The sequence below is a fragment of the Listeria cornellensis FSL F6-0969 genome, assembly GCF_000525855.1.
Lineage (GTDB): Bacteria > Bacillota > Bacilli > Lactobacillales > Listeriaceae > Listeria_A > Listeria_A cornellensis.
In genome coordinates this window covers 1-25,505 of sequence record NZ_AODE01000008.1, presented here as the reverse complement: position 1 = coordinate 25,505, position 25,505 = coordinate 1, and the positions used below count along the sequence as shown (strand labels likewise).

General features: G+C 41.9%; 18 protein-coding genes and 3 pseudogenes. 20 read left to right on the top strand and 1 reads right to left on the bottom strand.

The features are described from left to right. The first annotated feature begins 154 nt into the window (after positions 1–154). Positions 155–433 (top strand): Fpa/YlaN family protein, encoded by a 279-nt coding sequence (locus PCORN_RS02960; protein ID WP_036067182.1) that lies wholly within the window; start codon positions 155–157, stop codon positions 431–433. Positions 434–919: 486 nt separating this feature from the next. Here PCORN_RS02960 and PCORN_RS02955 read toward each other — a convergent pair whose 3' ends face one another. Beyond that, positions 920–1,831, bottom strand: coding sequence for an ArsR/SmtB family transcription factor (locus PCORN_RS02955; protein WP_036077420.1), 912 nt, complete (start codon positions 1,829–1,831; stop codon positions 920–922). Positions 1,832–2,202: 371 nt separating this feature from the next. Between PCORN_RS02955 and PCORN_RS02950 the strand changes: the two genes are divergently transcribed. The 19 genes and pseudogenes from PCORN_RS02950 to PCORN_RS19215 all read left to right on the top strand — a co-directional run. Beyond that, positions 2,203–3,174: an ABC transporter substrate-binding protein gene (locus PCORN_RS02950; protein WP_051999202.1), complete on the top strand. Its 972-nt coding sequence runs from the start codon at positions 2,203–2,205 to the stop codon at positions 3,172–3,174. After that, a complete protein-coding gene (locus PCORN_RS20015; protein WP_051999201.1) occupies positions 3,158–3,466 on the top strand; it encodes a hypothetical protein in 309 nt (102 codons plus the stop codon). Before PCORN_RS02950 ends, PCORN_RS20015 begins: the two co-directional genes overlap by 17 nt. Before the next feature lie 66 nt (positions 3,467–3,532). Next, positions 3,533–4,435 carry a carbohydrate ABC transporter permease gene (locus tag PCORN_RS02945; RefSeq protein WP_036077418.1) on the top strand — a complete coding sequence of 301 codons (903 nt, stop codon included), beginning with the start codon at positions 3,533–3,535 and terminating at the stop codon, positions 4,433–4,435. A 22-nt stretch (positions 4,436–4,457) separates the two neighbouring features. Further along, the gene (locus tag PCORN_RS02940) at positions 4,458–5,300 is read left to right on the top strand and encodes a carbohydrate ABC transporter permease (RefSeq protein WP_036077417.1); all 843 of its coding nucleotides are present in this window, start codon (positions 4,458–4,460) and stop codon (positions 5,298–5,300) included. Between the two features lie 12 nt (positions 5,301–5,312). Next, positions 5,313–5,741, top strand: coding sequence for a hypothetical protein (locus tag PCORN_RS02935; protein ID WP_036077414.1), 429 nt, complete (start codon positions 5,313–5,315; stop codon positions 5,739–5,741). Further along, complete coding sequence (locus PCORN_RS02930) at positions 5,738–7,474, top strand: glycoside hydrolase family 2 protein (RefSeq protein WP_036077411.1); 1,737 nt, start codon at positions 5,738–5,740, stop codon at positions 7,472–7,474. The genes PCORN_RS02935 and PCORN_RS02930 overlap by 4 nt, the downstream gene beginning before the upstream one ends. 137 nt (positions 7,475–7,611) lie before the next feature. Further along, positions 7,612–8,811, top strand: coding sequence for a putative lipid II flippase FtsW (gene ftsW, locus PCORN_RS02925; RefSeq protein WP_241433052.1), 1,200 nt, complete (start codon positions 7,612–7,614; stop codon positions 8,809–8,811). A 315-nt stretch (positions 8,812–9,126) separates the two neighbouring features. Then, the gene (gene pyc, locus PCORN_RS02920; RefSeq protein WP_036077406.1) at positions 9,127–12,570 is read left to right on the top strand and encodes a pyruvate carboxylase; all 3,444 of its coding nucleotides are present in this window, start codon (positions 9,127–9,129) and stop codon (positions 12,568–12,570) included. A gap of 336 nt (positions 12,571–12,906) precedes the next feature. Further along, positions 12,907–13,798, top strand: a pseudogene (locus tag PCORN_RS21205) (ABC transporter substrate-binding protein). A 293-nt stretch (positions 13,799–14,091) separates the two neighbouring features. Then, a complete protein-coding gene (locus PCORN_RS02905; protein ID WP_036077402.1) occupies positions 14,092–14,898 on the top strand; it encodes an ABC transporter permease in 807 nt (268 codons plus the stop codon). A 13-nt stretch (positions 14,899–14,911) separates the two neighbouring features. Further along, positions 14,912–15,904 carry an ABC transporter ATP-binding protein gene (locus tag PCORN_RS02900; RefSeq protein WP_051999200.1) on the top strand — a complete coding sequence of 331 codons (993 nt, stop codon included), beginning with the start codon at positions 14,912–14,914 and terminating at the stop codon, positions 15,902–15,904. Between the two features lie 268 nt (positions 15,905–16,172). Then, a pseudogene (locus PCORN_RS20005) lies at positions 16,173–16,574 on the top strand (NlpC/P60 family protein); the annotation flags it as partial. A gap of 287 nt (positions 16,575–16,861) precedes the next feature. After that, positions 16,862–18,106 (top strand): SH3 domain-containing protein, encoded by a 1,245-nt coding sequence (locus PCORN_RS02890; RefSeq protein ID WP_036077397.1) that lies wholly within the window; start codon positions 16,862–16,864, stop codon positions 18,104–18,106. A 390-nt stretch (positions 18,107–18,496) separates the two neighbouring features. Further along, a complete protein-coding gene (locus tag PCORN_RS02885; RefSeq protein WP_036077395.1) occupies positions 18,497–19,444 on the top strand; it encodes a glycosyltransferase family 2 protein in 948 nt (315 codons plus the stop codon). Then, on the top strand, positions 19,441–19,878 hold the full coding sequence (locus tag PCORN_RS02880) for a GtrA family protein (RefSeq protein WP_036077392.1): 438 nt from the start codon (positions 19,441–19,443) through the stop codon (positions 19,876–19,878). The genes PCORN_RS02885 and PCORN_RS02880 overlap by 4 nt, the downstream gene beginning before the upstream one ends. A gap of 15 nt (positions 19,879–19,893) precedes the next feature. Continuing rightward, positions 19,894–21,384: a DUF6056 family protein gene (locus PCORN_RS02875; RefSeq protein WP_036077390.1), complete on the top strand. Its 1,491-nt coding sequence runs from the start codon at positions 19,894–19,896 to the stop codon at positions 21,382–21,384. Positions 21,385–21,485: 101 nt separating this feature from the next. Then, positions 21,486–24,734, top strand: a complete 3,249-nt coding sequence (locus PCORN_RS17010) for a PA14 domain-containing protein (RefSeq protein ID WP_051999199.1) — start codon at positions 21,486–21,488, stop codon at positions 24,732–24,734. 168 nt (positions 24,735–24,902) lie between these two features. Further along, positions 24,903–25,004: pseudogene (locus PCORN_RS21200) on the top strand (helix-turn-helix domain-containing protein); the annotation flags it as partial. Between the two features lie 198 nt (positions 25,005–25,202). Further along, positions 25,203–25,505 (top strand): helix-turn-helix domain-containing protein (locus PCORN_RS19215; RefSeq protein ID WP_159102515.1); only part of this gene is annotated, 303 nt, incomplete at its 3' end.

Sequence of the window (25,505 nt, the reverse complement as noted above, 5' to 3'; positions counted from 1 at the left end):
GTAATGTGGTTATCTTAAAAAATGTTAGGATATCAGGTTACACAGCGAAAAAAAATATGCTATACTAAAGAGGATAAAATTTGCAAAATTATAGTTTCGGTGGAAATAGATTAATGAAGCGCATGCACATGTGTTTTGAATGGGGGGTTCTGTGATGACAAATAAACAAATAGATCACAGAGAAGAGGCTATTACTCTTCTTAAAGAAGATGCGAAAAGAATTTTGCAGTTAATTAAGGTGCAGATGGATAACCTAACTTTACCTCAATGTCCGGCTTATGAAGAAGTTTTGGATACCCAAATGTACGGCTTATCGCGCGAGATAAACTTCGCAGTAAGATTAGGCTTGATTGACAGAGCAGAAGGAAAGAGCTTGCTGAGTACGCTTGAGAAAGAGCTTTCCGTATTACATGAATTATCGACAAGTAAGTGAATATAGATATAGAACACCCCTCTTGACGTGAGATTATGATGCGTCGGGAGGGGTGTTTTTGTTGAGGCTCTTATGAAGCATCCTTTGCTGAATTAGAGCCTCAATATGCATGAGAGCGAAGGCGAGCATGTAATCCATCAGTGGCTCTTATGCGGTGAACTGAGAACAAATAGCAATCAGAAAAGAATCGGCTAAACCAAGAGCCTCAATATGCATGAGAGCGAAGGCGAGCATGTAATCCGTTGGTGGGTCCTGGCACGGTGAATCTGGATTAAATGCTAAACCGAATTAAGAGGCGAGTGAGCGGGATGGTCTTGGTTTTATATGGAGTCGGATTCAGCGTATACCTTGTTCGGCGTCATGTTTTGCGCCTCCGGGATCCGGCTTCAACGGCCAACTCCTCGAAAACTTCACGACCTCCACAAAAAGCAAGAGCGGCTTTTTCTTGCGGCCGCTCTAGTTTTTTTCGGAGCTGAACGGGCCGTTTCAGCACTTCGATGAATAATAAAACTTAAACTCCATATCCTTCTGATGGTTCCCAAATCCTTTTCCAAATATCGTTGTTCCGCCAATGTTCTTCGCGTCTTTTTCAACGGCTATTCGGAATGTAAGGAGCTCTTCAGTTATATCTAAATCATCCAAAGTTAGCTCGGATAATATGTCTCCATCAAAATGGGTCCCGTGCTTCGAAATGCGAATGGTTTTGAAAAGGCCATACTGGCTGTTAGCGTCTTCCCACCAACTGGGCGTATATTTTCCGCGAATGTCAGAAAAATTACCTGGGCAGGTCCATATCCCGAGTCTGTGACCGTTTAAGTAGAAGGAGATGTCAGAAGGCCAGACGTTGTTGGAATAGGGAAACTCGGAGGCAATTTCGAAATTAATCTCAAGTAGTTCTATTTGTTCTTCTTTCTGCAGTGGATTGGGAACTTTGTACTCTAAATAGCCTTGTGTGAACCAGATGATTTGCGCTTCCATTCGTCTGGCGTCCATGAAATATTTCGGTTCGTCTACCTGGCCGATGAAGTCTTTGCTAGAGGCCAGTCCGCACGTTGGTGTGACATTGTAATCGGTGTAATGACCCACTGGTAATTCTAAGGAACGCATCTTAAAATTAGGGTAAATGGTAGTCGGGAATGTAATCTCGATTTTATCCACTACAAGCTTGGAAATTTTCTGGATTCCAGATTTGCCAGGTATTTTTTCTGTGCGGATCAACTTAGCGTTTTCTAGTTGATTGATGTGCCGCGTGATGATAGCGCTACTCATATGTAAGGCGTGTGCGAGTTCCTTAATATTCATCGAACTTTGTGAAAGTAAGTTCAAAATTTGAATCCTCGTGTCGCTGGCAAGAGCTTCATATACGTGAATCGAATCTTTGGAAATATCTAATTGCATGTAAAAATATCCTCCTTTAGTTAATGTTTAGATAGATTAAGTAGCGTTATAATTGGATAGAAAACCATTTAGTGAACCTATTAGTTCATCATAACATAAAATTGCTATCAAAAGAACTAAAAGTGTTGACAATAAAATTTTAGTGAATTATAGTAAAAATATAAAAGAAATTTAGTTATTAATTTACTTAATAGTTAACTAAATCTTTTCTTTTTTAAATGTGTTATGTAGGCGTTTACATTATACTGCAGGTAATGTGAAGGAAAGATTGGATTTAAAGATGTGAGACGGGTGAGGTAGTTTTCACAAGTGGGTTTAAGGAAACAAATTATGTTACTTAAGATTCTCGACAAAACAGGGAGGAATTTAAAATGAAAAAAATGTTAGGTCTTGTTTGTATGTTATTGTTGGTTGCTGGATTGACTGCGTGTGGGGGTTCTAGTGATGCGAAGGACACTGCTAAGAGTAAGGAAATCATATTCTGGAATCCATTCACTGGTCCGGATGGCGCGAATATGCAAAAAATGGTGGACGCTTACAACAAAACAAATCCGGAATTCAAAGTCAAAAACATGTCACTAAAAGAAGGCGATATGTACACAAAAATCCCGACAGTTGTAAACTCGGGCAAGAATATTCCTGATTTGACGATTGTTCACGCTGAGCGGATTAAGCAATATGTAGATAGCGATATGTTGATGATTTATGACGATTATTTAGCTGGTTTTCCTGATATTAAAGCGGAGAATTATGTACCGGAAGCTTGGAATATCGGGCAAATAGATAATAAACGATACAGTGTGCCGCTTGATATTCATTCGTTTATTATGTACTACAACAAGGATTTAGTGAAAAAATATGCTCCGACCGCGCTTGATGATGACGTCGTGACTTTTGACGAAATAAAAGCGGCGGGAGAACTTGCTAAGAAAGATAAAATGGATGCGGTATCGGTGAGTTGGGTGAAGCCGGTTTTCTTATCGCTATATGCACAAAATGGTGGGAAGTTGACGGAGAACGGTGTGGATCCAACGCTTGATAACCAGCAGGCGAAAGATACGTTTAACCTTTGGAAAGACATGTATAAAGATGGCATTACGACGAAGGACGGTGAGGATTACTTCCAAAAATTCATCGCTGGAAAAGTAATATTCGCGCCAGAGGGCATTTGGATGCAAAACAACGCGAAGGATGCCAAGTTCGATTGGGGAATCACGAATGCGCCACAGTTGAGTGAGGACAAAAATAAGATGGTGAACTGGTCTAGCTCGCACCAATTTACGATGTTTAATAGCGAAGGGCGTTCGAAAGAAAAAAACAAAAGGCGTGCTAAAATTCATTGATTGGGTACAAGATAACTCGCTAGAATGGGCGAAGTCAGGTCAAAATCCAGCATCTCTGAAAATCGTGGAAGACCCGGCTTACAAAGAAATGCCGCAATCGTTCTTGTTGCTAAACCCAGCTGAGCAGAAGTCATTGAAGATTTTTGATTATAAATATAATGGTTACGTATCCGAGCAATTGGAGGCGAACGGGAATGACATTATTTTCGGGAAAACGCCAGTGAATAAAGGCTTGGCGGATATGCAAAAAGCGGTGGAAGATAAGATAGCAAAAGATAAATCCAATAAATAAATCGAAAAAGGGACTTGGGGATGCGTAGACCTCAAGTCTTTAGATGAAAAATTGGGAGTGATGGAAATGGAAGCAAACGCTAAAACAATAACGTATAAAAAAAGAAAATGGCAATTCACACCATGGTTGTTCGCAGGTCCACATTTAATTATTTTCTTGATATTCTTTCTCGTTCCTGTTGTTTACGGAATCTATATTTCTTTTACGGATTGGGATTTGATTGGGACACCGGATTTTGTCGGTTTTGATAATTATCGCGAAATTTTGTTTCAGAAGGATTCAACTTTTTATGAGCAGTTACATAATGGGTTGCGAAATACATTCGTTTTTGTCGTGTTGACTGTGCCATTTTGTATTATTGTACCATTGTTGTTGGCCAGTGCATTGAACGCGAAACCGAGGCTGAATAAGTTGTTTCAATCGTTGTTTTATTTGCCGTCGTTGTTCGCGATTTCAGCGGTTATTATTATTTGGGGCTTGATGTTTAATGTGAGTTTTGGACCGATTAATCAGTTTCTGGGCACGACGGTAAACTGGGTCGGAACGCAGCCGTATGCTTGGTTGACGCTTGTAATTGTAACGGTTTGGTGGTGTATTGGCGGGAATATGATTATTTATCAAGCGGCGCTAAACGGGATTTCGAAGGATTTTTATGAGGCGGCGGAAATCGATGGAGCTACCTCTGTGCAAAAGTTCTTCCGGATTACGCTTCCGAGTATTCGCGCGCAGTTGTTGTACACGGTTGTGATGACGACGATCGCACAATTTAACGTGTATGGGCAACCGTTGATGCTGACAAAAGGTGGTCCGTCCGGTTCAACGTCGGTGCTGTTGATGTATATTCAGCAAAATGCGTTCGGTACGGGACAATCGATTGCGGGGATTGCATCCGCGATGGCGGTTATTCTCGGTTTGTGCATCATGGTTGTTTCCGCGATTCAATTTTTCTTTTTACGGAATAAGAATTAACGACGAGGGGGATGGATTTCTGATGAAAAAAGATACACGTTTTATACCAAAATTAATTGCTTTTATATTCCTGCTCGTGATGGCGGTCATTTGGGTTGTTCCGCTCGCGTGGGGAATTGTGACGTCCTTTAAATCGGAGGCGGAGGTCGCATCGGTGGGCTTTAAGTTCCTGCCAGTGCAGTGGGTGACGACGAATTATACCGAATTGCTGTTCGATAATGCAGCGACGCCACTTTTGCGGTGGTTTATGAACTCGATGATTATTGCGCTATCGCAGACGGTGTTGGTGCTTATTGTGGTATCGCTGGCGGCATTTGCTTACAGTCGCTTGAAATTCCGCGGACGCAATGCGATGTTTGTTTTTTTGATGGCAACGATGATGTTCCCAAGTGTGGTGAATTTGATTCCGCTGTATAAAATTATCGATACATTCGGTTGGGTGAATAATTATTTAGCGGCAATTGTGCCCGGTGCTGCTGCTGTGTTTAATATTTTCTTGGTGCGGCAGTTCATGGTGAATATTCCGATTGAATTTGACGAGGCTGCGCGCATGGACGGTGCTGGTGATTTCAAAATTTTCTACAAGGTTATTTTGCCACTTTTGCGACCGGTGTTGATGGTTGTGGCGTTGTTCACTTTCACGGCGGCTTGGAACGATTTCCTCTGGCCTTCGATCGTCTTCAATGACATCGAAATGATGCCGATTACGCCGGGACTTCAACTGCTGCAAGGGATGTACCAAGCCCAACCAGCGCATTTGATGGCAGGAGCACTCGTCGCTATTGTGCCAACTTTCATACTCTATTTATTCGCGCAAAAATATTTCCTACAGTCGATGGCACTATCATCTGGCGTAAAAGGATAGGAGGGCTTTCAAGTGAGCAGACGATTGGAACGGGTTTTTATTTATATCGCGGCGGCTTGGCAGTTGTTGGATGGGTTGTTGACAGTTTTTGTGTATGGGTTATTTATAAAACGGCAAGGATTGGATGTGGCGGGGCTTTCTGTGGCGCAAATGCGGGCGATGAAGGCGCTGTTTGGCAGTATTTTTAATTTCGTGGTGATTTTCGGGGTGTTGTTGATTTTACTCGGATTGTTGAATATTTATTTAGCGAGGAAGCATTGGAAAAATGGCGCGATTGGCTGGAAATTACCGGTTTGGTTCCTCGTTTGCGGCGTATTTTCGTATTTTATTATGGATATACCGAATATTTTCTTGTTTATGAGCGCGGGAATTATTGGCTTGGCGAAAAATAAAGGCATGAGAGCGCGACAAAATAGCTTGATTGGGGAGGAAATGGGATGACAAAATTGCATCCGAGGCCGCAGTTTGTGCGGAAGGATTGGGAGTTGCTTGACGGAAAATGGGCGTTTGCGTTTGATGATGCCGGAATTGGTTTGGCGGAGGATTGGTGCGCGCATTTGCCAACGGAACGTGGGATTGAAGTGCCATTTACGTATGAAACAAAGGCGAGCGGGATTCACGATGAATCGCATCACGCGGTCGTTTGGTATGAGCGGGAAGTGGAGATTACGAAGATGGAGAAAGACGTGTTGCTGCATTTCGAAGGTTCGGATTATGCGACGACGGTTTGGGTGAATGGGAAAGTGGTCGGTGAGCATCGGGGTTGCTATACGGCGTTTGTTTTTAATATCACGGATTACGTGACGGCTGGGGAAAATCGGGTGACTGTTCGCGTTCAAGATAGTATGGATACGGCGCAACCGCGTGGAAAACAGCGCTGGATTAAGGATAACTTCGGTTGTTGGTATGTTCAGACGACGGGGATTTGGAAGTCGGTTTGGCTGGAATACGTGTCGCCGGTTCATATTGATTATGTGAAAATGACGCCGGATGTCGATGCTCGGAAAATTGACTTGGAAGTGGAAGCAAATGCTTGGCATGAAGGCGTGACGGCGCGAGCGACAATCCGGTTTGACGGCGACCTTATTGAAGAGGTTAGCGCTACTTTGAAAGACGGCGTGGCCATTATGAACGCATCGGTTTTGGCAAACGGTGATCCGTGGAGTATGAAAGTTTGGAATACGGAGACACCGAACCTATACGACATCACGTTCACCTTGATAGAAGGCAATACCGTCGTTGACCGCGTGGAATCCTATTTTGGGATGCGGAAAATCGCGATTGAAGGCGAGAAAATCTTGCTAAATAACGAAGAGCTGTATCAGCGGCTTATTCTCGATCAAGGCTATTGGCAAGACAGCGATTTGACACCACCATCTGTCGCGGCGCTTGAGCTCGATATCGACAAAATCATCGAGATGGGTTACAACGGCGTCCGCAAACATCAAAAAGTCGAGGATAATCGTTTCTTGTATCTGTGCGATAAGAAAGGCTTGCTCGTTTGGTCTGAAGTTGGCTCGACTTACAGTTTTAGCGATAAAGCGGTTGCGAATTTTACGGCGGAGTGGCTTGAAATTGTGAAGCAAAACTACAATCATCCGTCGATTATCACGTGGGTACCGTTCAATGAGTCGTGGGGAATGGAGGATATTCATGGGAATAAGAAACAACAACAATTCACAGAAGGCATTTATTATGTGACCAAAAGTTTTGATGCGATGCGTCCTATTGTGACGAATGATGGCTGGGATCACACAATTTCTGATATTATTACACTACACGATTATGAAGAAAACGGTGAAAAATTTACCGAGCGCTATGCGGATCAGGAAAAACTATTATCCAATGCGTTCCAACATAACGGTTTCCGTCACCCTTTTGCTAGCGGTTATGAAAATCTTGGGAAACCAGTCATTATTTCGGAGTTTGGCGGAATTGCCTTCCAATCCGAATCCGGCTGGGGTTATGGTAATCAAGTGCAGGACGAGGCGGCGTTTTTAGAGCGTTTTGAAAGTATAACGAGCGCGATTCAAGGCCTTGATTATATTTCTGGTTTTTGTTACACGCAAGTCAGTGATGTACAGCAGGAAATCAATGGCCTGCTTACGATTGACCGCCAAGATAAGGTGGATTTAGCCAGGATTCGAGATATTAACCAACGGCGTAAGAAATAATACGTTTCCCATACATTTTCTAATAGGGCGCACTTATCATTTCTTTTCGAGCTGATTTCCTATATAATGGAGAGATACTACAGTAGGGACCTTGCATGAGGCTCGAAATGATTGGACGATGTGTATGTTTAAAAAAAATGTTGAAATCCTATGACTATCCTCTTTTGGCGGTATACCTCATTGTGTGTATCTTTGGATTGATCATGGTCTATAGTTCGAGTATGTTTGTCGCGATTAATAAAGGTTGGGACCCAGCGACGTTCTACAACAGTCAATTGAAAAACTGGATTATTTCGCTGGTTTTGCTGATTTTCTTCGCGGTTTTTCCATACAAAATTCTTCAAAATAATAAAATGTTGATGCTGATCATGTTCGGCTCGGTCGCGATGCTGCTGCTTGTGTTGGTTTTTGGCGACTCAGCGAACAATGCGCAAAGTTGGTTGGAATTGGGACCAATCCGGATTCAGCCTTCTGAGTTTATCAAGGTGTCGATGATTATTTACATGGCTGCGATTTATTCGAAAAAGCAACGTTACATTGATGATTTTAACCGTGGTGTTTTGCCGCCGGTCTTATTTTTAGTCGTGATTTGTTTCTTGATATTGCTACAACCTGATATCGGGACGGCTGCGATTATTTTTCTAACAGGCTGTGGGATCATTATGGCATCAGGTATGCGACTGAAAACGATATTAAAATTAGTCGGGCTTGGGTTGCTCATTTTAGCGGTTTTATGCGTTGTTGTTTTCCTATTACCAGAGGAGCTTCGTTCAAAATTGATTACGACGAAACGAATTGGCAGGATTACGAGTTTTCAAAATCCATTTACGGACCATGGCGCGAGTGGGTACCAGTTGGTCAACTCGTTTTATGCGATTGGTTCTGGTGGTTTCTTTGGACAGGGGCTAGGCGAAAGTGTGCAGAAACTAGGTTATTTGCCAGAATCTCATACCGATTTTATTATCGCGATTATTGCCGAAGAACTAGGCTTTTTCGGTATTTTGATTACGGTCGGCGGGATTTTCTTCATTGTCCTGCGCTCGATTACAAATGGGATGCGATTGAATGATTCGTTCGGTTCCCTGCTTTGTTACGGGACGGCGACGCTCATAGGGATTCAGGCGTTTATTAATTTAGGCGGCGCTTCGGGCATGATTCCGCTCACCGGGGTGACGTTGCCATTCACGAGTTTCGGTGGGTCGTCGCTGATGTCGATGTCGATTTTGGTCGGAATTGTGCTAAACGTGTCGATGATGAATAAATTTCAAAAGAATTACGGCTCGGAAAAGGATTTGGCGAAACCTAGGAAAGCGGTGCAGCCACGAACGCAGAGGTAAGGATAGGAGAAACGGGCTGGGATTTTGCGGCTCGTTTTTTATGTCATAAGGTATCAAATATACGACATTTTTGCTGGTTTGTAGTATATCTGATACTTTATGCCGAATTTTTATGTTCATCACGAATCAAACATTGATACCACTCACTTCACACCGAACTCTCGAACATTTTTTGCAAAAATCAGCGAAAACAATTTACATTCGGGGTACTTTAATACTATAATTGTCTGATATACCGTTTTTCTCCATGACGGTAATAAGGTTAGCAGCTATGTAGATAGAAAAATTAGGTAGTGTAGGTTAGGAGGAAAAAAAATGAACAACATTAAAAAGGTATTAGTTGCCAATCGTGGCGAGATCGCGATTCGCGTACTTCGGGCGTGTACGGAACTAAACATTAAGACAGTGGCGATTTATTCGCAAGAGGATACGGCGGCGTTTCACCGTTATAAGGCGGATGAGGCTTACCTCGTAGGGGAAGGGAAAAAACCGATCGATGCGTATCTGGATATCGATAATATTATCGAGATTGCCAAGATCGCTAATGTTGACGCAATTCACCCGGGTTATGGCTTTTTGTCGGAAAATATCGACTTTGCCAAACGCTGTGAAAAAGAAGGCATCATTTTTGTAGGACCTAAATCGAAACACCTAGATATGTTCGGGGACAAAATTAAAGCGAAAGAACAGGCTTTACTTGCCGACATCCCAGTTATCCCAGGAAGTAATGGACCTGTTGTGTCACCTGAGGAAGTAGCTGCTTTTGGAGAAAAACATGGCTATCCGTTGATGGTAAAAGCTTCTCTTGGCGGTGGCGGACGTGGCATGCGTGTCGTTCAAGGACCGGCGGACGTGAAAGACGCGTTTGAACGTGCTGGATCAGAAGCAAAAGCGGCTTTTGGGAACGATGAAGTGTACGTTGAGAAATGCGTTGTTAATCCGAAGCATATCGAAGTGCAGATCTTAGGGGATTCTCACGGAAATATCGTCCATTTATTTGAACGTGATTGCTCGGTACAACGTCGTCACCAAAAAGTAGTAGAAGTCGCACCATGTAACGCGATTACATCCGATTTGCGTCAGCGTATTTGTGATGCTGCCGTGAAATTAATGAAGAACGTCGATTATTTAAACGCTGGAACGGTGGAATTTTTAGTTGCTGGTGAAGAATTTTATTTCATCGAAGTGAATCCGCGTGTTCAAGTGGAGCACACGATTACCGAGATGATTACAGGGATTGATATCGTTCAGTCGCAACTGTTTATCGCAGATGGTTGTTCGATGCATGACCAAATTGTCGGTATTCCGCAACAAGAAGAGATTCGTATCAACGGTTCGGCGATTCAATGTCGGATTACGACGGAAGATCCTTTGAATAACTTTATGCCAGATACTGGTCGTATTAATACATACCGCTCAACTGGTGGTTTTGGAGTGCGTCTTGATGCTGGGAATGGTTTCCAAGGTACAATCGTGACGCCGTTTTACGATTCTTTACTTGTAAAATTATGTACGTGGGGCATGACGTTTGAACAAGCGTGCCGCAAAATGATTCGTAACTTGATTGAGTTTCGGATTCGTGGCGTGAAAACGAATATTCCGTTCTTGCTAAACGTGGTGCAACATCCTGATTTCATTAGTGGAAACTACAATACATCGTTCATCGACACAACGCCTGAATTGTTCGATTTCCCGAAAGTGCGTGACCGCGGTACGAAGACACTTCGCTACATCAGTAATGTGACGGTGAACGGCTTCCCGGGTATTAAACATCGCGAAAAACTGGTTTATGATGATCTGCGCATTCCGAAGATTCCTTTCGACGCAAAAATCGAACCAGGAACGAAACAAATTTTGGATGCAAAAGGTCCTGCGGGAATCGTCGAATGGGTCAAATCGCAAAATGAGGTCTTGTTGACGGATACGACATTGCGTGACGCGCATCAATCGTTACTTGCGACGCGTGTTCGTTCGAAAGACATTTTCCAAATTGCAGATCCGATGGCGCATTTATTACCGAACATGTTCTCGTTTGAAATGTGGGGCGGGGCAACGTTTGATACGGCTTACCGGTTCTTGAATGAAGATCCGTGGGTGCGTCTGGAAACGTTGCGTAAACAAATCCCGAACGTGATGTTCCAAATGTTATTACGTGGCGCGAACGCTGTTGGTTACAAAAACTATCCAGATAACGTGATTCGCGAGTTCGTGAAGCAGTCTGCGCAAAGTGGCGTCGATGTGTTCCGTATTTTTGATAGCTTGAACTGGTTGAAAGGCATGGAAGTTTCCATTGAAGCCGTTCGTGATGCTGGTAAAGTCGTGGAAGCAGCGATTTGTTATACGGGTGATATTGAAGATGCAACGCGTACGAAATATAACATAGATTATTACAAAGATATGGCGAAAGAACTTGTGGCGCAAGGTACGGATATCTTGGCGATTAAAGATATGGCTGGGCTTTTGAAACCGCAAGCGGCGTACCGTCTTGTGAGCGAACTGAAAGACACGATCGATGTGCCGATTCATTTGCACACGCATGACACGAGTGGTAACGGGATTTATACGTATGCCGCTGCGGTTAGTGCGGGCGTAGATATTGTCGACGTATCCTCAAGTGCGATGAGTGGCGCGACGTCTCAACCGAGCATGACTGGTCTTTACTACGGTCTTGAAAACGGAAAACGTCAAACGATTCTCAATGCGCACAATTCGCAAATCATCAACCATTACTGGGAAGATGTTCGTAAATACTACAAAGACTTTGATAACGCGCTGAACTCACCGCAAACCGAGGTTTATATCCACGAGATGCCGGGTGGTCAGTACACGAACTTGCAACAGCAAGCCAAAGCAGTTGGCCTAGGCGATCGTTGGGATGAAGTGAAAGACACGTACGCAGTCGTGAATGAAATGTTCGGCGATATCGTGAAAGTAACACCATCCTCGAAAGTTGTCGGCGATATGGCGCTGTTCATGGTGCAAAACGACCTTACAGAACAAGATGTATACGATAAAGGCGAAACGCTAGATTTCCCAGATTCGATTATCGAGTTCTTTATGGGCGAGATTGGCCAACCGTACGGCGGATTCCCAGAGAAGCTGCAAAAACTTGTCTTGAAGGGCCGCACGCCTTTGACAGAACGACCTGGTGCTTTGATGGAGCCAGTTGATTTTGAGTCAGTTCGCGCAGAGCTTGCTGAAAAAATGACGACGGGTGATCCGACAGACCACGATGTAATGTCTTATATCCTCTATCCGAAAGTGTTCTTAGATTACTTGACGATGATTGAGAAATATGGTGATGTGACGGTGCTTGATACGCCGACCTTCTTTAAAGGCATGCGTTTAGGCGAGACGGTAGAAGTAGAGCTTGAAAAAGGTAAAACGTTGATTATCAAGTTAAACTCAATCGGAGAACCTATCGCAGACGGCACACGCGTGATTTACTTCGAGCTAAACGGCCAACCGCGCGAAATCTCTGTACAAGACTTTAACGTCCAATCAACCGTTGTGACGCGTCGCAAGATTGACACGACGAATCCAGAACATGTTGGAGCAACGATGACTGGTTCCGTGATTAAGATTGTTGCTGAGAAAGGCCAAGAAGTGAAGAAAGGCGATCCACTTCTAATCACCGAAGCAATGAAGATGGAAACAACAATCCAAGCCCCATTCGACGGCAAAGTCAACGCGATTTTTGTCACAGATGGCGATGTGATTGAATCAGCTGACCTGCTTATGGAAGTTGGAAGAGTCTGAAACGGCCCGTTTATGTTGATGAACTTTCAAACCGTCGTTTGGTTTGATTTAGTGGATCAATAGGCAGTGGAGCAACGCGAGACTGACAACCATATTCTGGCTAAAAGGAAGGCAGTTTTATTTCACTCCACTGCATATTGAGGTTCTAAAAAAGCAAAGACGCTTTTCAAGAACCACAACAAAGCTGGATCCGAAGGCGCTGAATATGATGCATTATAATTCCAAACCAGCAAGATATGCCTCATACGGACTATAACAACAAGGAAAAAGTCGGGATATCCAAACGCCCGACTTTTTCCATTTTGAAAGGGAGAATTCAGATGCAATTTAAAAAAAATAATCACGGCTTTAAGTCTAGCCATTATCCTCGTTTTAGCAGGCTGCGGGGCACAAACAACATCTGAGAAAACCGCACAAAAACCAGAATACATAGCAACAGACGCGACAGGCGCTAAAATGGAGCTCAGCGCGAAACCGAAAAAAAATCGTTTCCCTGATTCCTAGCAATACCGAAATTTTATACCGACTCGGGCTTGGTGAAAACGTGGTAGGCGTCACATCGAGCGACGATTATCCAGCCGCGGTCAAAAAAAGTTCCCGTCGTTGCGACAACAGAAATCAATGTCGAGAAAATCATTGGCATGAAACCCGACCTCGTTCTTGGCCACGCCTCGATGATGAGCTACAATAAAGACGCCTACGATCAAATCAAGAAAGCGAATATTCCACTGTTCGTCGTAGAAGATGCGCAAACGTTCGATGCAGCCTACAAAACATTCACACAAATCGGCGACCTCACCGGCACGACGAAAGAAGCCGAAAAACTAGTGTCATCCATGCAAGCAACGGACAAAATGATACGCAAGGAAGCCACGCAAAAAGTCCAAACGAAAGCGAAAGTATGGCTAGAAATCAGCCAGATCTATACACAGCCGGCCAAGACACGTTCATCAACGAAATGCTTACCAACATCAAAGCTACAAACATCGTCTCGGAAAAAGGCTACCCGCAATACAGCGAAGAGCAAGTTATCCAAGCCGCGCCCGACGTGATCATCACGATTTACCCCAATGCTAAACAAGAAATCGCCAAACGCTCCGCATGGAAAAACATCCCCGCGGTAAAAAATAATCGCATCTACGAAATGGATCCATCCATTGTCAGTCGTCCGGGACCACGCCTCATAGAAGGGCAAGAAGCCTTATTCGAAGCTATCTATCCAAAATAAATGCGCGTAAAATAAAGATCTTACTTTACAAATGCCCACTTTTGAGGTAATTTAACATAAGGTGGGTTTTTACCATTTTTCAAATAGCTCACCGCCAATACGTAGAAACAGACCTACATTTACGGAAGAATCGACTAAAAAGCAGCCTAGAAAAACAACCCAGAAACGCGTAAACGACATCATTATGTACCTTTTTCTAAGAACCAAGGGGTGGAGCCTATACGATATGGAGCAAGCGATTTTCGGTTACTAAAATAGCTAACCGCATTATTATTCCGGAAAGAAGTGTTTTTGTGAAACAAGTAATAGAAGTCCTAAAAGAACAATTTAAGTACGCGCCAATGATTTTTCGAATTGCGCGTTATGAAGATAAAGCGACGTATCAGAGCCATTACCTAGGTCTTGCGTGGCAAATTTTAAACCCACTAATTCAAGTTGCTATTTACTACTTTGTATTCGGATTCGCGATGCGTGGCCAATCAGGGATAGCAGGCGCTAGTTACATCGAGTGGATGCTTGCCGGTATTATCCCGTGGTTTTTCATCAGCGCGGTTATCTTGCAAGGAGCGAATAGCATTTTCAATAAGATACACATGGTTTCCAAGATGAAATTTCCGATGAGTGTTATGCCGAGTATCACGATTGTATCGAATCTAACTAGTTATGCGACAATGATGGTCATCTTTTTTGTGTTACTTTTTATAAAAGGCGCTCCAGTATCGATGTATTGGGCACAATTTTTCTACTATTTTATTGCGATGATTGCGTTTCTTTTTAGTGTCACTTTATTGAACGCAACGATAAGTGTTCTAGTTCGTGATTACTATGTTATGTTACAGTCCGTTATGCGTGTTCTGTTCTATGTTTCTGGTGTTGTTTGGAATCTAGACACGAAGTTGCCTGCATGGGTTGTCGACCTTTTGAAACTGAACCCAATCGTTTATATTTTGAAAGGATTCCGAGAAAGTTTTGTCGGTAATAAAGGCTTTTGGCAAGAACCATCCTACACCGTCTACTTCTGGCTTATCACACTTGTATGTTTATTTGTAGGATCCGTATTACACATGAAATTCCGCGAACGATTCGTGGATTATTTATAGGAGGTAAGGACAAATGGGAAAAAATATTAAAGTAGCATTCAAACATGTGTCCAAAGAATACGACCTCTATCAAAATAAATCTGATAAAATCAAAGGACTATTCTTGCCTAAAAGCAAACAAATGCAATCTTTCTGGGCACTGCGCGATGTCAACTTCAACATTTACGACGGCGAAACAGTGGGACTAATCGGCATCAACGGCTCTGGAAAATCAACCATTTCCAATATCATGTCTGGCGTTATCCCGCCAACCCAAGGCGAAGTAGTCATTAACGGCGAAACATCGCTCATTGCCATCGCAGTCGGCTTAAAAGGTCCGCTCACCGGTTACGAGAATGTCCGCTTAAAACTACTCATGCACGGCTTGAAAACATCCGAAATCGATGCCCTCATGCCGAGCATCATTGATTTTGCCGATATTGGCGACTTCATGAATCAACCAATTAAAAACTACTCCAGCGGTATGCGTTCACGACTAGGTTTTGCGATTTCAGTTCACACTAACCCAGATATTCTAGTTATTGATGAAGCATTATCTGTTGGTGATTCAACTTTTTATAAAAAATGTGTCGATAAGATTACTGAATTTAAAGAAGCTGGTCGTACAATTGTTTTTGTCAGCCATTCTTTAGGTCAAATGAAAGGGTTGTGCGATAGAATTATTTGGATGCATTATGGGCAAATTCGAGAAATCGGAGATGCACAAGAGGTAGCCGACAAGTATGATGAGTTTGTACGATGGTTTAATGGTCAGCCTAAGGCATACAAGAAAGAATACCAAGATGATTACAAAAGAAATCAAAAGCTCCCCCAAAAAGTTATTTATCCCAATCCAAATGCGAATAGATATAGGCTCGGCTGGCTAGATAAATTTATGTTGACATTACTTATTATACTTATGATATTCTTTGGTTATTTTGTTGGAACAGGGCGATCGGTGATGGACGCGTTCAGAGTATCTGAGAATAACCAACCAGTTATTGTTCAAACATTGAAAAATGTATAGAGTTTAAGATTTATATTTCTTAGTAAGAGCTGCTAGATACGCTGTTTTGTAGATTTTAAATGGTCTAATTGAGTGTATCTATGCAGATTTTTTGCTACAAGCTATTATATTAATTTAATAATGGGTGTATACTTACACAGAAAAATGATTGCGCTTTCTTTTTAGCTGTGCTAAAGTTAATTAGAACATAATACTAAAAAGGGAGAGGCGCTTAATGAAAAAAATATCAAAAATATTTGTGGTACTACTTGTATTTGTAATTTCTTTTGCAAATATAAACTGGAGTACTGAAAATGCAAATGCAACACCTGCTAAAACGTATGAAAATCTTTACAATGAAGCGAAGAAGCACTTAGGTAAATCCTATACTTGGGGAGGTAATGGACCAAATACATTTGATTGTTCTGGCTATACAAAATATGTTTTCCAGAATGGGGTTGGGGTTTCTATACCAAGGACTTCAGGGGGACAATACAGTGCGTCTACCAAAATCTCAAGATCACAAGCAAAGCAGGGAGACTTAGTATTTTTTGATTACGGGAATGGAATTGCTCATGTCGGAATATACATAGGCAATAATCAGATGATAAACGCTCAGGATAACGGAGTAATGATTGATAATTTAAATAACTCTTTCTGGAGTAGATATATAGTTGGCTTTGGTCGCATGACTAATTTAGAAGAACCTTCTAAAGGAAAGGAAACATTATACGCCAAAAATGATTTGTATATATTGAAGTCAGGAAATTGGAATAGCGGTACAGCCTTCACGCTTGCTAAAGGGTCTGCAGCTGTGATTGATTTTGATCGTACACAAAACGGATTTGTGCATGTGAAATCAGGAACTCAAGAGGGCTGGTATTCAGGAGCGATGGATCCTTATTGGTCAGAAACCAAAATTGTAAATGATAAAAAAAGGGAAAAAAGTGGCTGTATGCAAAGAATGATTTATATATATTGAAATCAGGAAGCTGGAGTAGCGGCTCGTCGTTTACTCTGAAAAAATATTATGCAGCATTAGTTGATTTTGATCGCACACAAAATGGATTTGTACATGTACAAGTGGGAGATCAAGAAGGCTGGTATTCAGGAGCCATAGAGCCTTATTGGTATGAAGAAAAGCCAAACACTGAAAGTAAAGGAAAAATGACTTTATATGCAAAGAATGATTTGTATATTTTGAAATCTGGGGATTGGAATAGCCAGTCTGCATTTACTTTAAAAGCTAATACACCAGCAGTAGTTGATTTTGACCGTACACAAAATGGATTTGTACATGTTAAATCGGGAACTCAAGAGGGCTGGTATTCAGGAGCAATGGATCCTTATTGGTCAGAAACAAAACTTGCAAACGAGGGCAAGGGGAAAAAATGGCTATACGCAAAGAATGATCTATTCATTTTAAAGTCCGGAAATTGGACTAGTGATTCATCATTTACTCTGAAGAAATACTATGCAGCATTAGTTGATTTTGATCGTACGCAAAATGGGTTTGTACATGTGCAAGTTGGTGATCAAGAAGGTTGGTACTCAGGAGCAATAGACCCTTATTGGTATGAAGAGAAGCCAAATGTAAGGACTCTATATGCAAAAAATGATTTGTATATCTTGAAGTCTGGGGATTGGAATAGTCAAGTTGCATTTACTCTAAAAGCAAACACGCCGGCAGTAGTAGATTTTGAACGTACGCAAAATGGGTTTGTTTATGTCAAAGCTGGTGATCAAGAAGGATGGTACTCAGGAGCAATAGATCCTTACTGGTTAACAGAGAATCCTAATGTTAATTTGAAAGGCAAGAAAACCTTGTATGCAAAGAATGATTTGCATATTTTGAAAACGGGAAACTGGAACAGTGAATTGTCATTTACATTAAAAGCTTACTATGCCGCTACAGTTGACTTTGACCGTACGCAAAATGGATTTGTACACGTTCAGGTAGGAGATCAAGAAGGTTGGTATTCCGGAGCAATAGACCCTTACTGGTATACTGTGAGTCCTAATACTGCGTATATATGCATGAAAGATGTAATATTCAGAGACGCACCTCAATGGGGGACAGGTCAAGCTGGAAGCCGTAAACAAGGTGAACAAGTCAATGTTGTGGGTAAAGAAAATGGGTGGTTAAAGGTATCTTTATCAGGAGATATAGGCTATCTACCAGATGACGGGCAACACTTACAGAAAAAAATAAATAAAAGTTGAGAAAGTTATTTTTGGACTTGGTCTAATTAAGTAGACACGAAATTAAGAGGAAATTGAATTCCAATGTAGCAGCAAGCTGTGCAAAAGGCTGGATAGAAATTATGATCAAGGAACCCGTTATTTTATACCAGTTCAATATTTAATGAAGAAAATAGATAGAGAATAGAGTACTGGTGGACTAATTTGCCCACCAGTACTCTATATTTAGGTTTTAATGTAAGCTAAAGAAATGTTTGCAAGGTAGATTACGAATTATGTACACCATGGCATACTCGATATTAATAGAAAAACCATCGTAAACTGTATGTTTGTAATTCTTTCCTTTTGCCCGCAAATCTTTTCTGTTATACTGATAAGGTATGTAAAAAAATGATGAGGATGTAGTGAAATATGAAATTAATAACAATCTCGGTACCTGCTTATAATGAAAGTGAGGTACTACCACATTTATACGATCGCATAAAGGAAGTCATGGCTACGGTTTCGGATCGTTATGATTACGAGCTTCTGTTCATTAATGATGGTAGTTCGGATAATTCGGTTCAAATTATGAAAGACCTACGTGCTAAGGATTCTCGGGTTTCTTACGTGGATCTTGCTCGGAATTATGGGAAAGAAGTAGCGATGGCTGCGGGTTTTGATTACGCGAAGGGCGATGCGATGGTGACGATGGATGCTGATTTGCAACATCCACCAGAGTTGATTCCAGAAATGTTGCTGCTATGGGAACAAGGTTACGAAGATGTTTACGCGAAACGGAAAATTCGTGAGGGCGAAACATGGCTGAAAAAATTCACATCGAAAAAGTACTATCAACTGCTACAAAAAATGTCGAAAACGCCGGTTCTTCCAGATGCTGGTGATTTCCGCTTGCTTGACCGTCGTTGTATCGATGCGCTCAAAAAATTACGAGAAACACAGCGCTACTCTAAGGGGCTGTATAGTTGGATGGGATTCAAGAAAGTCGAAATTGAATTCGATGCTGCTCCGCGTTTAGCTGGAGAAACGAAATGGAACTACGGTTCGCTATTCAATCTAGCTTTGGAAGGGATGACATCATTCACCACAACGCCGCTCAAAATTTCCTCCATCTTAGGATTTATCGTATCGATCGCTGCTTTTATTTATATGATATACATATTCATCGCAACGCTTGTGACAGGGAATGCCGTCGAAGGTTTCCCAACGCTGATGATAGTTATTTTATTCTTAGGTGGAATTCAGCTGATTTCGATTGGGATTATCGGAGAATATTTGGGTCGAATTTTTAATGAAGTGAAAGGTCGTCCGCTATACTTTGTCGAAGAATACAACGATGAGAGAGAGCCGATAAAATGAAGAAGATAAAGGAACTAATCGCTAACTTTAGAAAAGAGCATGCCAATTTGTATAGTATTATCATGTATATCATCATGGGCGGCTTTACAACAGTCGTTAATATTGCATCATTCTGGTTGTGTAATACTGCGCTCGGGATCGATTACGTCACATCAAATACCGTGGCGTGGGTACTGTCTGTCATTTTTGCTTATGTGACGAATAAGCGATATGTGTTTGAAAGCTATACACCGACTTGGAAAGACCGCGCGCGTGAAGCTTCGTCGTTCTTTGGTTTCCGTTTTTTGACGTATTTGGTCGATTTGGCGGTAATGGTTGTTCTGATTAGTGGATTGGGCACGAACGCGTTGCTAGCAAAAATTCTGACAAACGTGATTGTGCTTGTGTTGAACTATGTATTTAGTAAGTGGATAATATTTAAAATTAGGAATTAAAAAGGTAGGTAAATTATGATTCGTACAGAGAGAAATTGGAAGTTATTAAGTTTGGTAAGTTTTGTTGCATTTATGTTTTATTTATACATTGCGTTTCGGACACCGCTAACGCATGATGATTGGACTTGGGGAATTGCTGAGGGAATGAAGCGATACCACAATGGCTTTGCGGACTACAACGGTCGGTATCTTGGAAATATAGTGGAGATATTAATTACGCGTGTGGATTGGTTCCGTATTTTGATGATGGGTGCATTTGGCGCGCTGATGGTTATTCTTCCAGCAGTTATTGCCAAAACGAATTCGCTAGGCGTCTATTTGCTTAGCTTCTTGTTATTCTTGATTGTGCCAGCGAACATGTTTGCGCAAACCTACGGCTGGGCAGCTGGATTCGCGAATTACAATACGGCAGCGATTTGTATCTTGGTCTATTTATTGATTGTAAAAAATGTGTTTTATGATAAAACACCGAAGTATAATATTTTCTTAACGATTTTTGCAGTGCCGCTGGGTGTTTGTTCGCAGTTATTTGTAGAGCATGCAACGTTATACAATATTGTGGCTGGGATTTTTGTTATTATTTTAGCTTTCGTTAAGTTCCGCAAATTTTTCATGTTCCATATTCTTTATTTAGTATCGGCGATTGCTGGTGCAGTATGGATGTTCTCAAATGGAGCTTATGCCAAAATTTTCAGTGGGGAAGACACGTACCGTACACTTGATCGCGATATGAATTTTTTAGAAAGAATGTACAGTATTTTTAAAACGACAATGTATCAATTCCTTGTGATGAATAATGTTGGGTTGAATATTGTTCTAGCTATCATCGGGATTCTCGTTTTGACGAAAGTCGCGCAAAACCTTTCAACCGTACAACTTATTTTCAAAAATCTATTCATCATTGTTTTAACGATTTATCCGTTATATCGCCCGGTTGTGGATCAAGTATTCCACATTGCATCGGCGGATACAGCAACATTTGAAGCGTATTTCTCGCTAGCGTTTTATCTCGTATTAGTTGCGACTGTGTTTCTATTTATTCCAGGAAGCAATTTAAAAACGGAATTATCGTTCTATTTGTTATCTGTGGTTACACTAGCAGCACCATTGTTTTTCGTCACACCAGTTGGTCCACGGAACTTTATTATTTGTTATATGTTCTTCGTTCTTTTTGCAGTCAGAACAGTGCATTTCATGTATGATAAGAATTATTTAAATCTGCGAGCGGCCTATGTACCGTTGTTCTCACTTGTTCTTGTATTCATGATTGCTTTCATGTATATGTTTACGCAAATTGGGCGTTCAGATGATGCACGTATCGCAAGTGTTAAGGCTCAAGCTGAGTCGGGTGCAAAAGTAGTTACCTTGAAACGTTTACCTTATGAACAGTATTTGTGGATGAGTACCCCTATTGTTCCTGGTTATCAAGCAAGTAACTTTGTGATTTATTACAATTTACCTAAGGGAACAACCCTAAAAATAGTTCCAGCAAACAGCGCAAAATGACACCATTGTAATATTGTTTAAACCCTCCAAGTGTGAAATAATAGAGACGTACGCAATTTATGTCAAGGAGGTAAAGGTCAATCAGAAATAAAATAGTAATAATGGCGTTAGGATTTGCTGCGACGTGTGCGGTTTTTGTGATGAAAGAACCGATGCAAGCGGAGGCGGCAACTCCAAGTTCGTGGGAAGCGAGCTATTATAACAACAAGACGCTATCTGGTACCCCGGTCTTAAAACGGACGGAGAAGGATCTTCATCTGGATTGGGGTTACGGTTCACCAAGCGCAGCGCTACCAGTGGATGGTTTTTCTGCGACGTTCCGTAAAACAATTACAGTTGGCACCACCACAGATTATCGCTTAATTGGGCGAGCCGATGATGGTATTCGTGTGTATGTTGATAACCAGCTTGTGTACGATGATTTCAAACCGAGCATGGCGAACCTGAACATGACGATTCCGTTAACAGCGGGAACACATGAAATCAGAATCGATTATCTAGAAGCGGGTGGCGCAGCATACATTACCGCGGATTTAGTTCGTGCGGATGAATGGAATGCGGTGTACTTTCCAAACAATAACATGACGGGCAACGTGAAGTTGACAGAGAATATCGGCAATAAAACGTATCTGAATAAAGTTTGGGGTTACGGTTCACCTGGCGCTGGTATTGGCGTCGATAATTTTAGTGGCTTCTTTTCGAAACAATATGATATTGCCGAAGCAGGTAACTATCGTTTTGTTGGAAAAGTAGACGATGGCATGCGAATTTACGTGGATGGCAAAGCGATTGTGAACACTTGGGATTCTTTTCAGGATAACTTAAATGTTACAATTCCACTCACAAAAGGTAAACACCAAGTTACCGTACAATATCGTGAAAAGTCTGGCGCGGCTCATTTGCAAATGAATCTCGTGAAGGCAAATGTTTGGTATGAGCAGTACTTTAACAATGCGAAATGGAGCTTGAATGCAGGCTACTTTACGGTTGGTTCGACAACGAATAAACTGTCGCATAATTGGGGTACAGGGGCACCAAATATAAGTATGATAAAAGACAATTTTACAGGTATCATGGATAAACAAATCGAAGTAGCAACGGCTCGCGATTACCGGATTATCGGGAATGTGGACGATGCGGCGGCGATTTATGTAGATGGCAAACTCGTGACGAACTTAACGACACGCGGTGAGTTTAATACAGTTGTTTATTTATCAAAAGGTACACATGATGTTCGGATTAAGTTTAAAGAAGGCAGCGGCGTGGCATATGTTAACTTTAATGTGATCGATGCCAACGTTTGGTACGCTAAATACTACCCGAATGAAACCGTATCTGGCTTTCCGTATGCCTTTGATGAGGTAACGAGCATGACAACGATTGCGAAGAATTGGGGTACAGGTTCGCCAAATAGCGCGGTACCAAACGATCATTTCTCCGCACGGATGCACCGTCAAATCGATGCCCCAGAAGCGAGTCACTATCGTTTTTACGGCGACGTTAAGGACGAAGCAACCATTTATATGGATGGCAAAAATATGGGCACTGTTTCTGGCCAATACAACCAAGTAATCTGGGTTCCAAAAGGAAAACATGCAATCTCGGTTGTTTACAAACATAAAACCGGCGCAGCATCGATTAACATGAACATCGAAAAACTAGATAAATGGTTTGCGCGCTACTACAAAAACACCAATTTTACCGGTGCTTATGTAGCTAAGCTTCACGACACGCAATCAGCATTTTATCAAAACTGGGCGTATGGTAGTCCAGACCCAGCGATTCCAAACGATAATTTCTCAGCAGTCATCGAAAAGCAATATGTCGCTCCTAAAACAGGGAATTACAACATTGTAGGACGTGCGGATGATGGGATGCGCGTAACGATCGATGGGAAAGTGGTTTTTGATAACCGTAATCTAAGTTATGTACGAGAGGAAAATTATGTGATTCCTTTAACGCAAGGAACGCATAATGTAAAAGTCGAGTATGTCGAACGCACAGGTGCGGCATCTGTTGATTTTAATATTTTACCGAGCAATACTTGGTTGGCGCGATATTATCCAACAGACAGCTTCTCTGGACGTCCTGTCTACAAAACAATGAGTAGCATTAATGATAACTGGGGAGCAGGCAGCCCAGATCCGAGCATTCCAAATGACCGCTTCACGGCTCGCTATGAGGCAACATTAAACATGGCGAAAGACGGTAATTATGAAATATCGGGTCGCGCTGACGATCGCATCCGCGTGAAAGTGGACGGCCAAGTCGTTTATGAAGATTGGACGGCAGGCTTAAGCAATTACAAGGAAGCTATCCCACTCACAAAAGGAAATCATAAATTCATCATTGAATATATGGAGGACACAGGCGGTTCAGCTGTATCATTTAACATCAATTACGTAGCAGGCATCGAAAAGAACTATCGCACGCAATCGTATACTTCCACGTTGGCACAAGCTCTAGCGAAACAAATGGCTGGTTCCACACCACCGCAAACGAGTGTCAAACCGCCGAACAATTACGTTCGTAGTAATTTTGTCACTTTAAATACTGGTGGAAAGACTGGGAAAACAACGGCAGCGACGAGCGTTCGCGATGCTGCGAATCCAAATGCCTTTTTAGTTGGACCGCTCGCGAAAGATTTAACGATCACCATTACGGGAACTGTCACAGGAACCGATGGCGCGAAATGGTATAAATTCAACTACACACGTGCTTGGGTGAATGCGTATCAAAAAGATGTACAGTTTTATATGAACCCGAACAGTTTTGTGAAAGATACGAAAGAGTATTTGCAGTTCCTTGTGCTATCGAAACCAGCAGGGATCAATACGGCAGAAGTGAACAGTAAAATTCTTGTGAATAAAGGAATCTTAACTGGGCAAGGTGCAAGCTTTGCAACGGCTGCGAAAACGTATCAGATTAACGAAATTTATCTGATGTCACATGCAATGCTAGAAACAGGAAATGGTTCCTCACAACTTGCAAACGGTGTGTTGGTAAGCTCTGTAGATGGCAAACCAGTAACGCCGAAACTTGTATATAATATGTATGGAATCGGCGCTGTAGATAGCAATCCGTTGAAAGGTGGTTCCGAGTATGCCTATAAACAAGGCTGGGACACACCAGAAAAAGCAATCATCGGTGGCGCACAGTTCGTAGCGCAAAACTACGTAGCAAAAGGACAGGATACGATCTATAAAATGAGATGGAATCCTGCTAACCCGGGCGTTCACCAATACGCAACAGATATTAAGTGGGCGACGAGTCAAACAACGAATATGTATAACATGTATAAATTACTCACAAGCTATATTCAAGACTTCGAAATACCAAAATATAAATAAAAAAAATGCTTGGGGCTTCAGATCTAATTGATATGCTCCCTATAGAGTAGACAATGGAAAAAACAAAAATTCCAAATCTACTTTATAAGGGAGTTTTTTGTATGTCAAAACGCACACGTTTTTCCGTCGAAGAAAAACATACCGCAGTAAAAAAAATGCCTCCAAGGCGAAATATCCATTAACGGCATGTCCAAACAGCTAGGAGTTGGATTTCAAACCGTCAAGACTTGGATAAGGAAATGGGAGCTAGAGGGGCTATCAGGTTTAAAAGAAAGTCACACGAATAAAAAATACAAGGACGAACTGAAACAAAAAGCCGTAGAAGCTCATCTTTTAAACGGCGATAGCATGGAAAAAGTGCTTCGTACCTATCATATTTCAGAAATAAGTGTTCTAAAAAAATGGATTTCCAAGTATACTAATGGAGAAGTCATTCCATTGACGAATCCGGGTAGGGGGAAATCCAACATGTATTATGCAGGTCGAAAAACAACCTTCAAAGAACGTTTAGAAATTGCGCAGTTCACCATCGCGCACGAGAAAAATTACCAACTCGCTATCGAAACCTATCAGGTTTCCTACAATCAAGTGTACAGTTGGGTACAGAAATATCAAGCATCTGGAGAAGGTGCGTTACAGGACCGACGCGGTCGTTCCAAGCACAAAGAAGAACTAACGGAAACAGACCTTTTAACGCTACGCATCAAAGAATTAGAGGCACAGAATGAGCGTTTAGAAATCGAGAATGCCATCGCAAAAAAAGTTGCAGGA

Bases quoted from the DNA above. Each gene is read 5' to 3' on its own strand.
- PCORN_RS02960 (WP_036067182.1), top strand. From the start codon at position 155: ATGACAAATAAACAAATAGATCACAGAGAAGAGGCTATTACTCTTCTT.
- PCORN_RS02955 (WP_036077420.1), bottom strand. From the start codon at position 1,831: ATGCAATTAGATATTTCCAAAGATTCGATTCACGTATATGAAGCTCTT.
- PCORN_RS02950 (WP_051999202.1), top strand. From the start codon at position 2,203: ATGAAAAAAATGTTAGGTCTTGTTTGTATGTTATTGTTGGTTGCTGGA.
- PCORN_RS02945 (WP_036077418.1), top strand. From the start codon at position 3,533: ATGGAAGCAAACGCTAAAACAATAACGTATAAAAAAAGAAAATGGCAA.
- PCORN_RS02940 (WP_036077417.1), top strand. From the start codon at position 4,458: ATGAAAAAAGATACACGTTTTATACCAAAATTAATTGCTTTTATATTC.
- PCORN_RS02930 (WP_036077411.1), top strand. From the start codon at position 5,738: ATGACAAAATTGCATCCGAGGCCGCAGTTTGTGCGGAAGGATTGGGAG.
- ftsW (WP_241433052.1), top strand. From the start codon at position 7,612: ATGTTGAAATCCTATGACTATCCTCTTTTGGCGGTATACCTCATTGTG.
- pyc (WP_036077406.1), top strand. From the start codon at position 9,127: ATGAACAACATTAAAAAGGTATTAGTTGCCAATCGTGGCGAGATCGCG.
- PCORN_RS02900 (WP_051999200.1), top strand. From the start codon at position 14,912: ATGGGAAAAAATATTAAAGTAGCATTCAAACATGTGTCCAAAGAATAC.
- PCORN_RS02885 (WP_036077395.1), top strand. From the start codon at position 18,497: ATGAAATTAATAACAATCTCGGTACCTGCTTATAATGAAAGTGAGGTA.
- PCORN_RS02880 (WP_036077392.1), top strand. From the start codon at position 19,441: ATGAAGAAGATAAAGGAACTAATCGCTAACTTTAGAAAAGAGCATGCC.
- PCORN_RS02875 (WP_036077390.1), top strand. From the start codon at position 19,894: ATGATTCGTACAGAGAGAAATTGGAAGTTATTAAGTTTGGTAAGTTTT.
- PCORN_RS17010 (WP_051999199.1), top strand. From the start codon at position 21,486: ATGGCGTTAGGATTTGCTGCGACGTGTGCGGTTTTTGTGATGAAAGAA.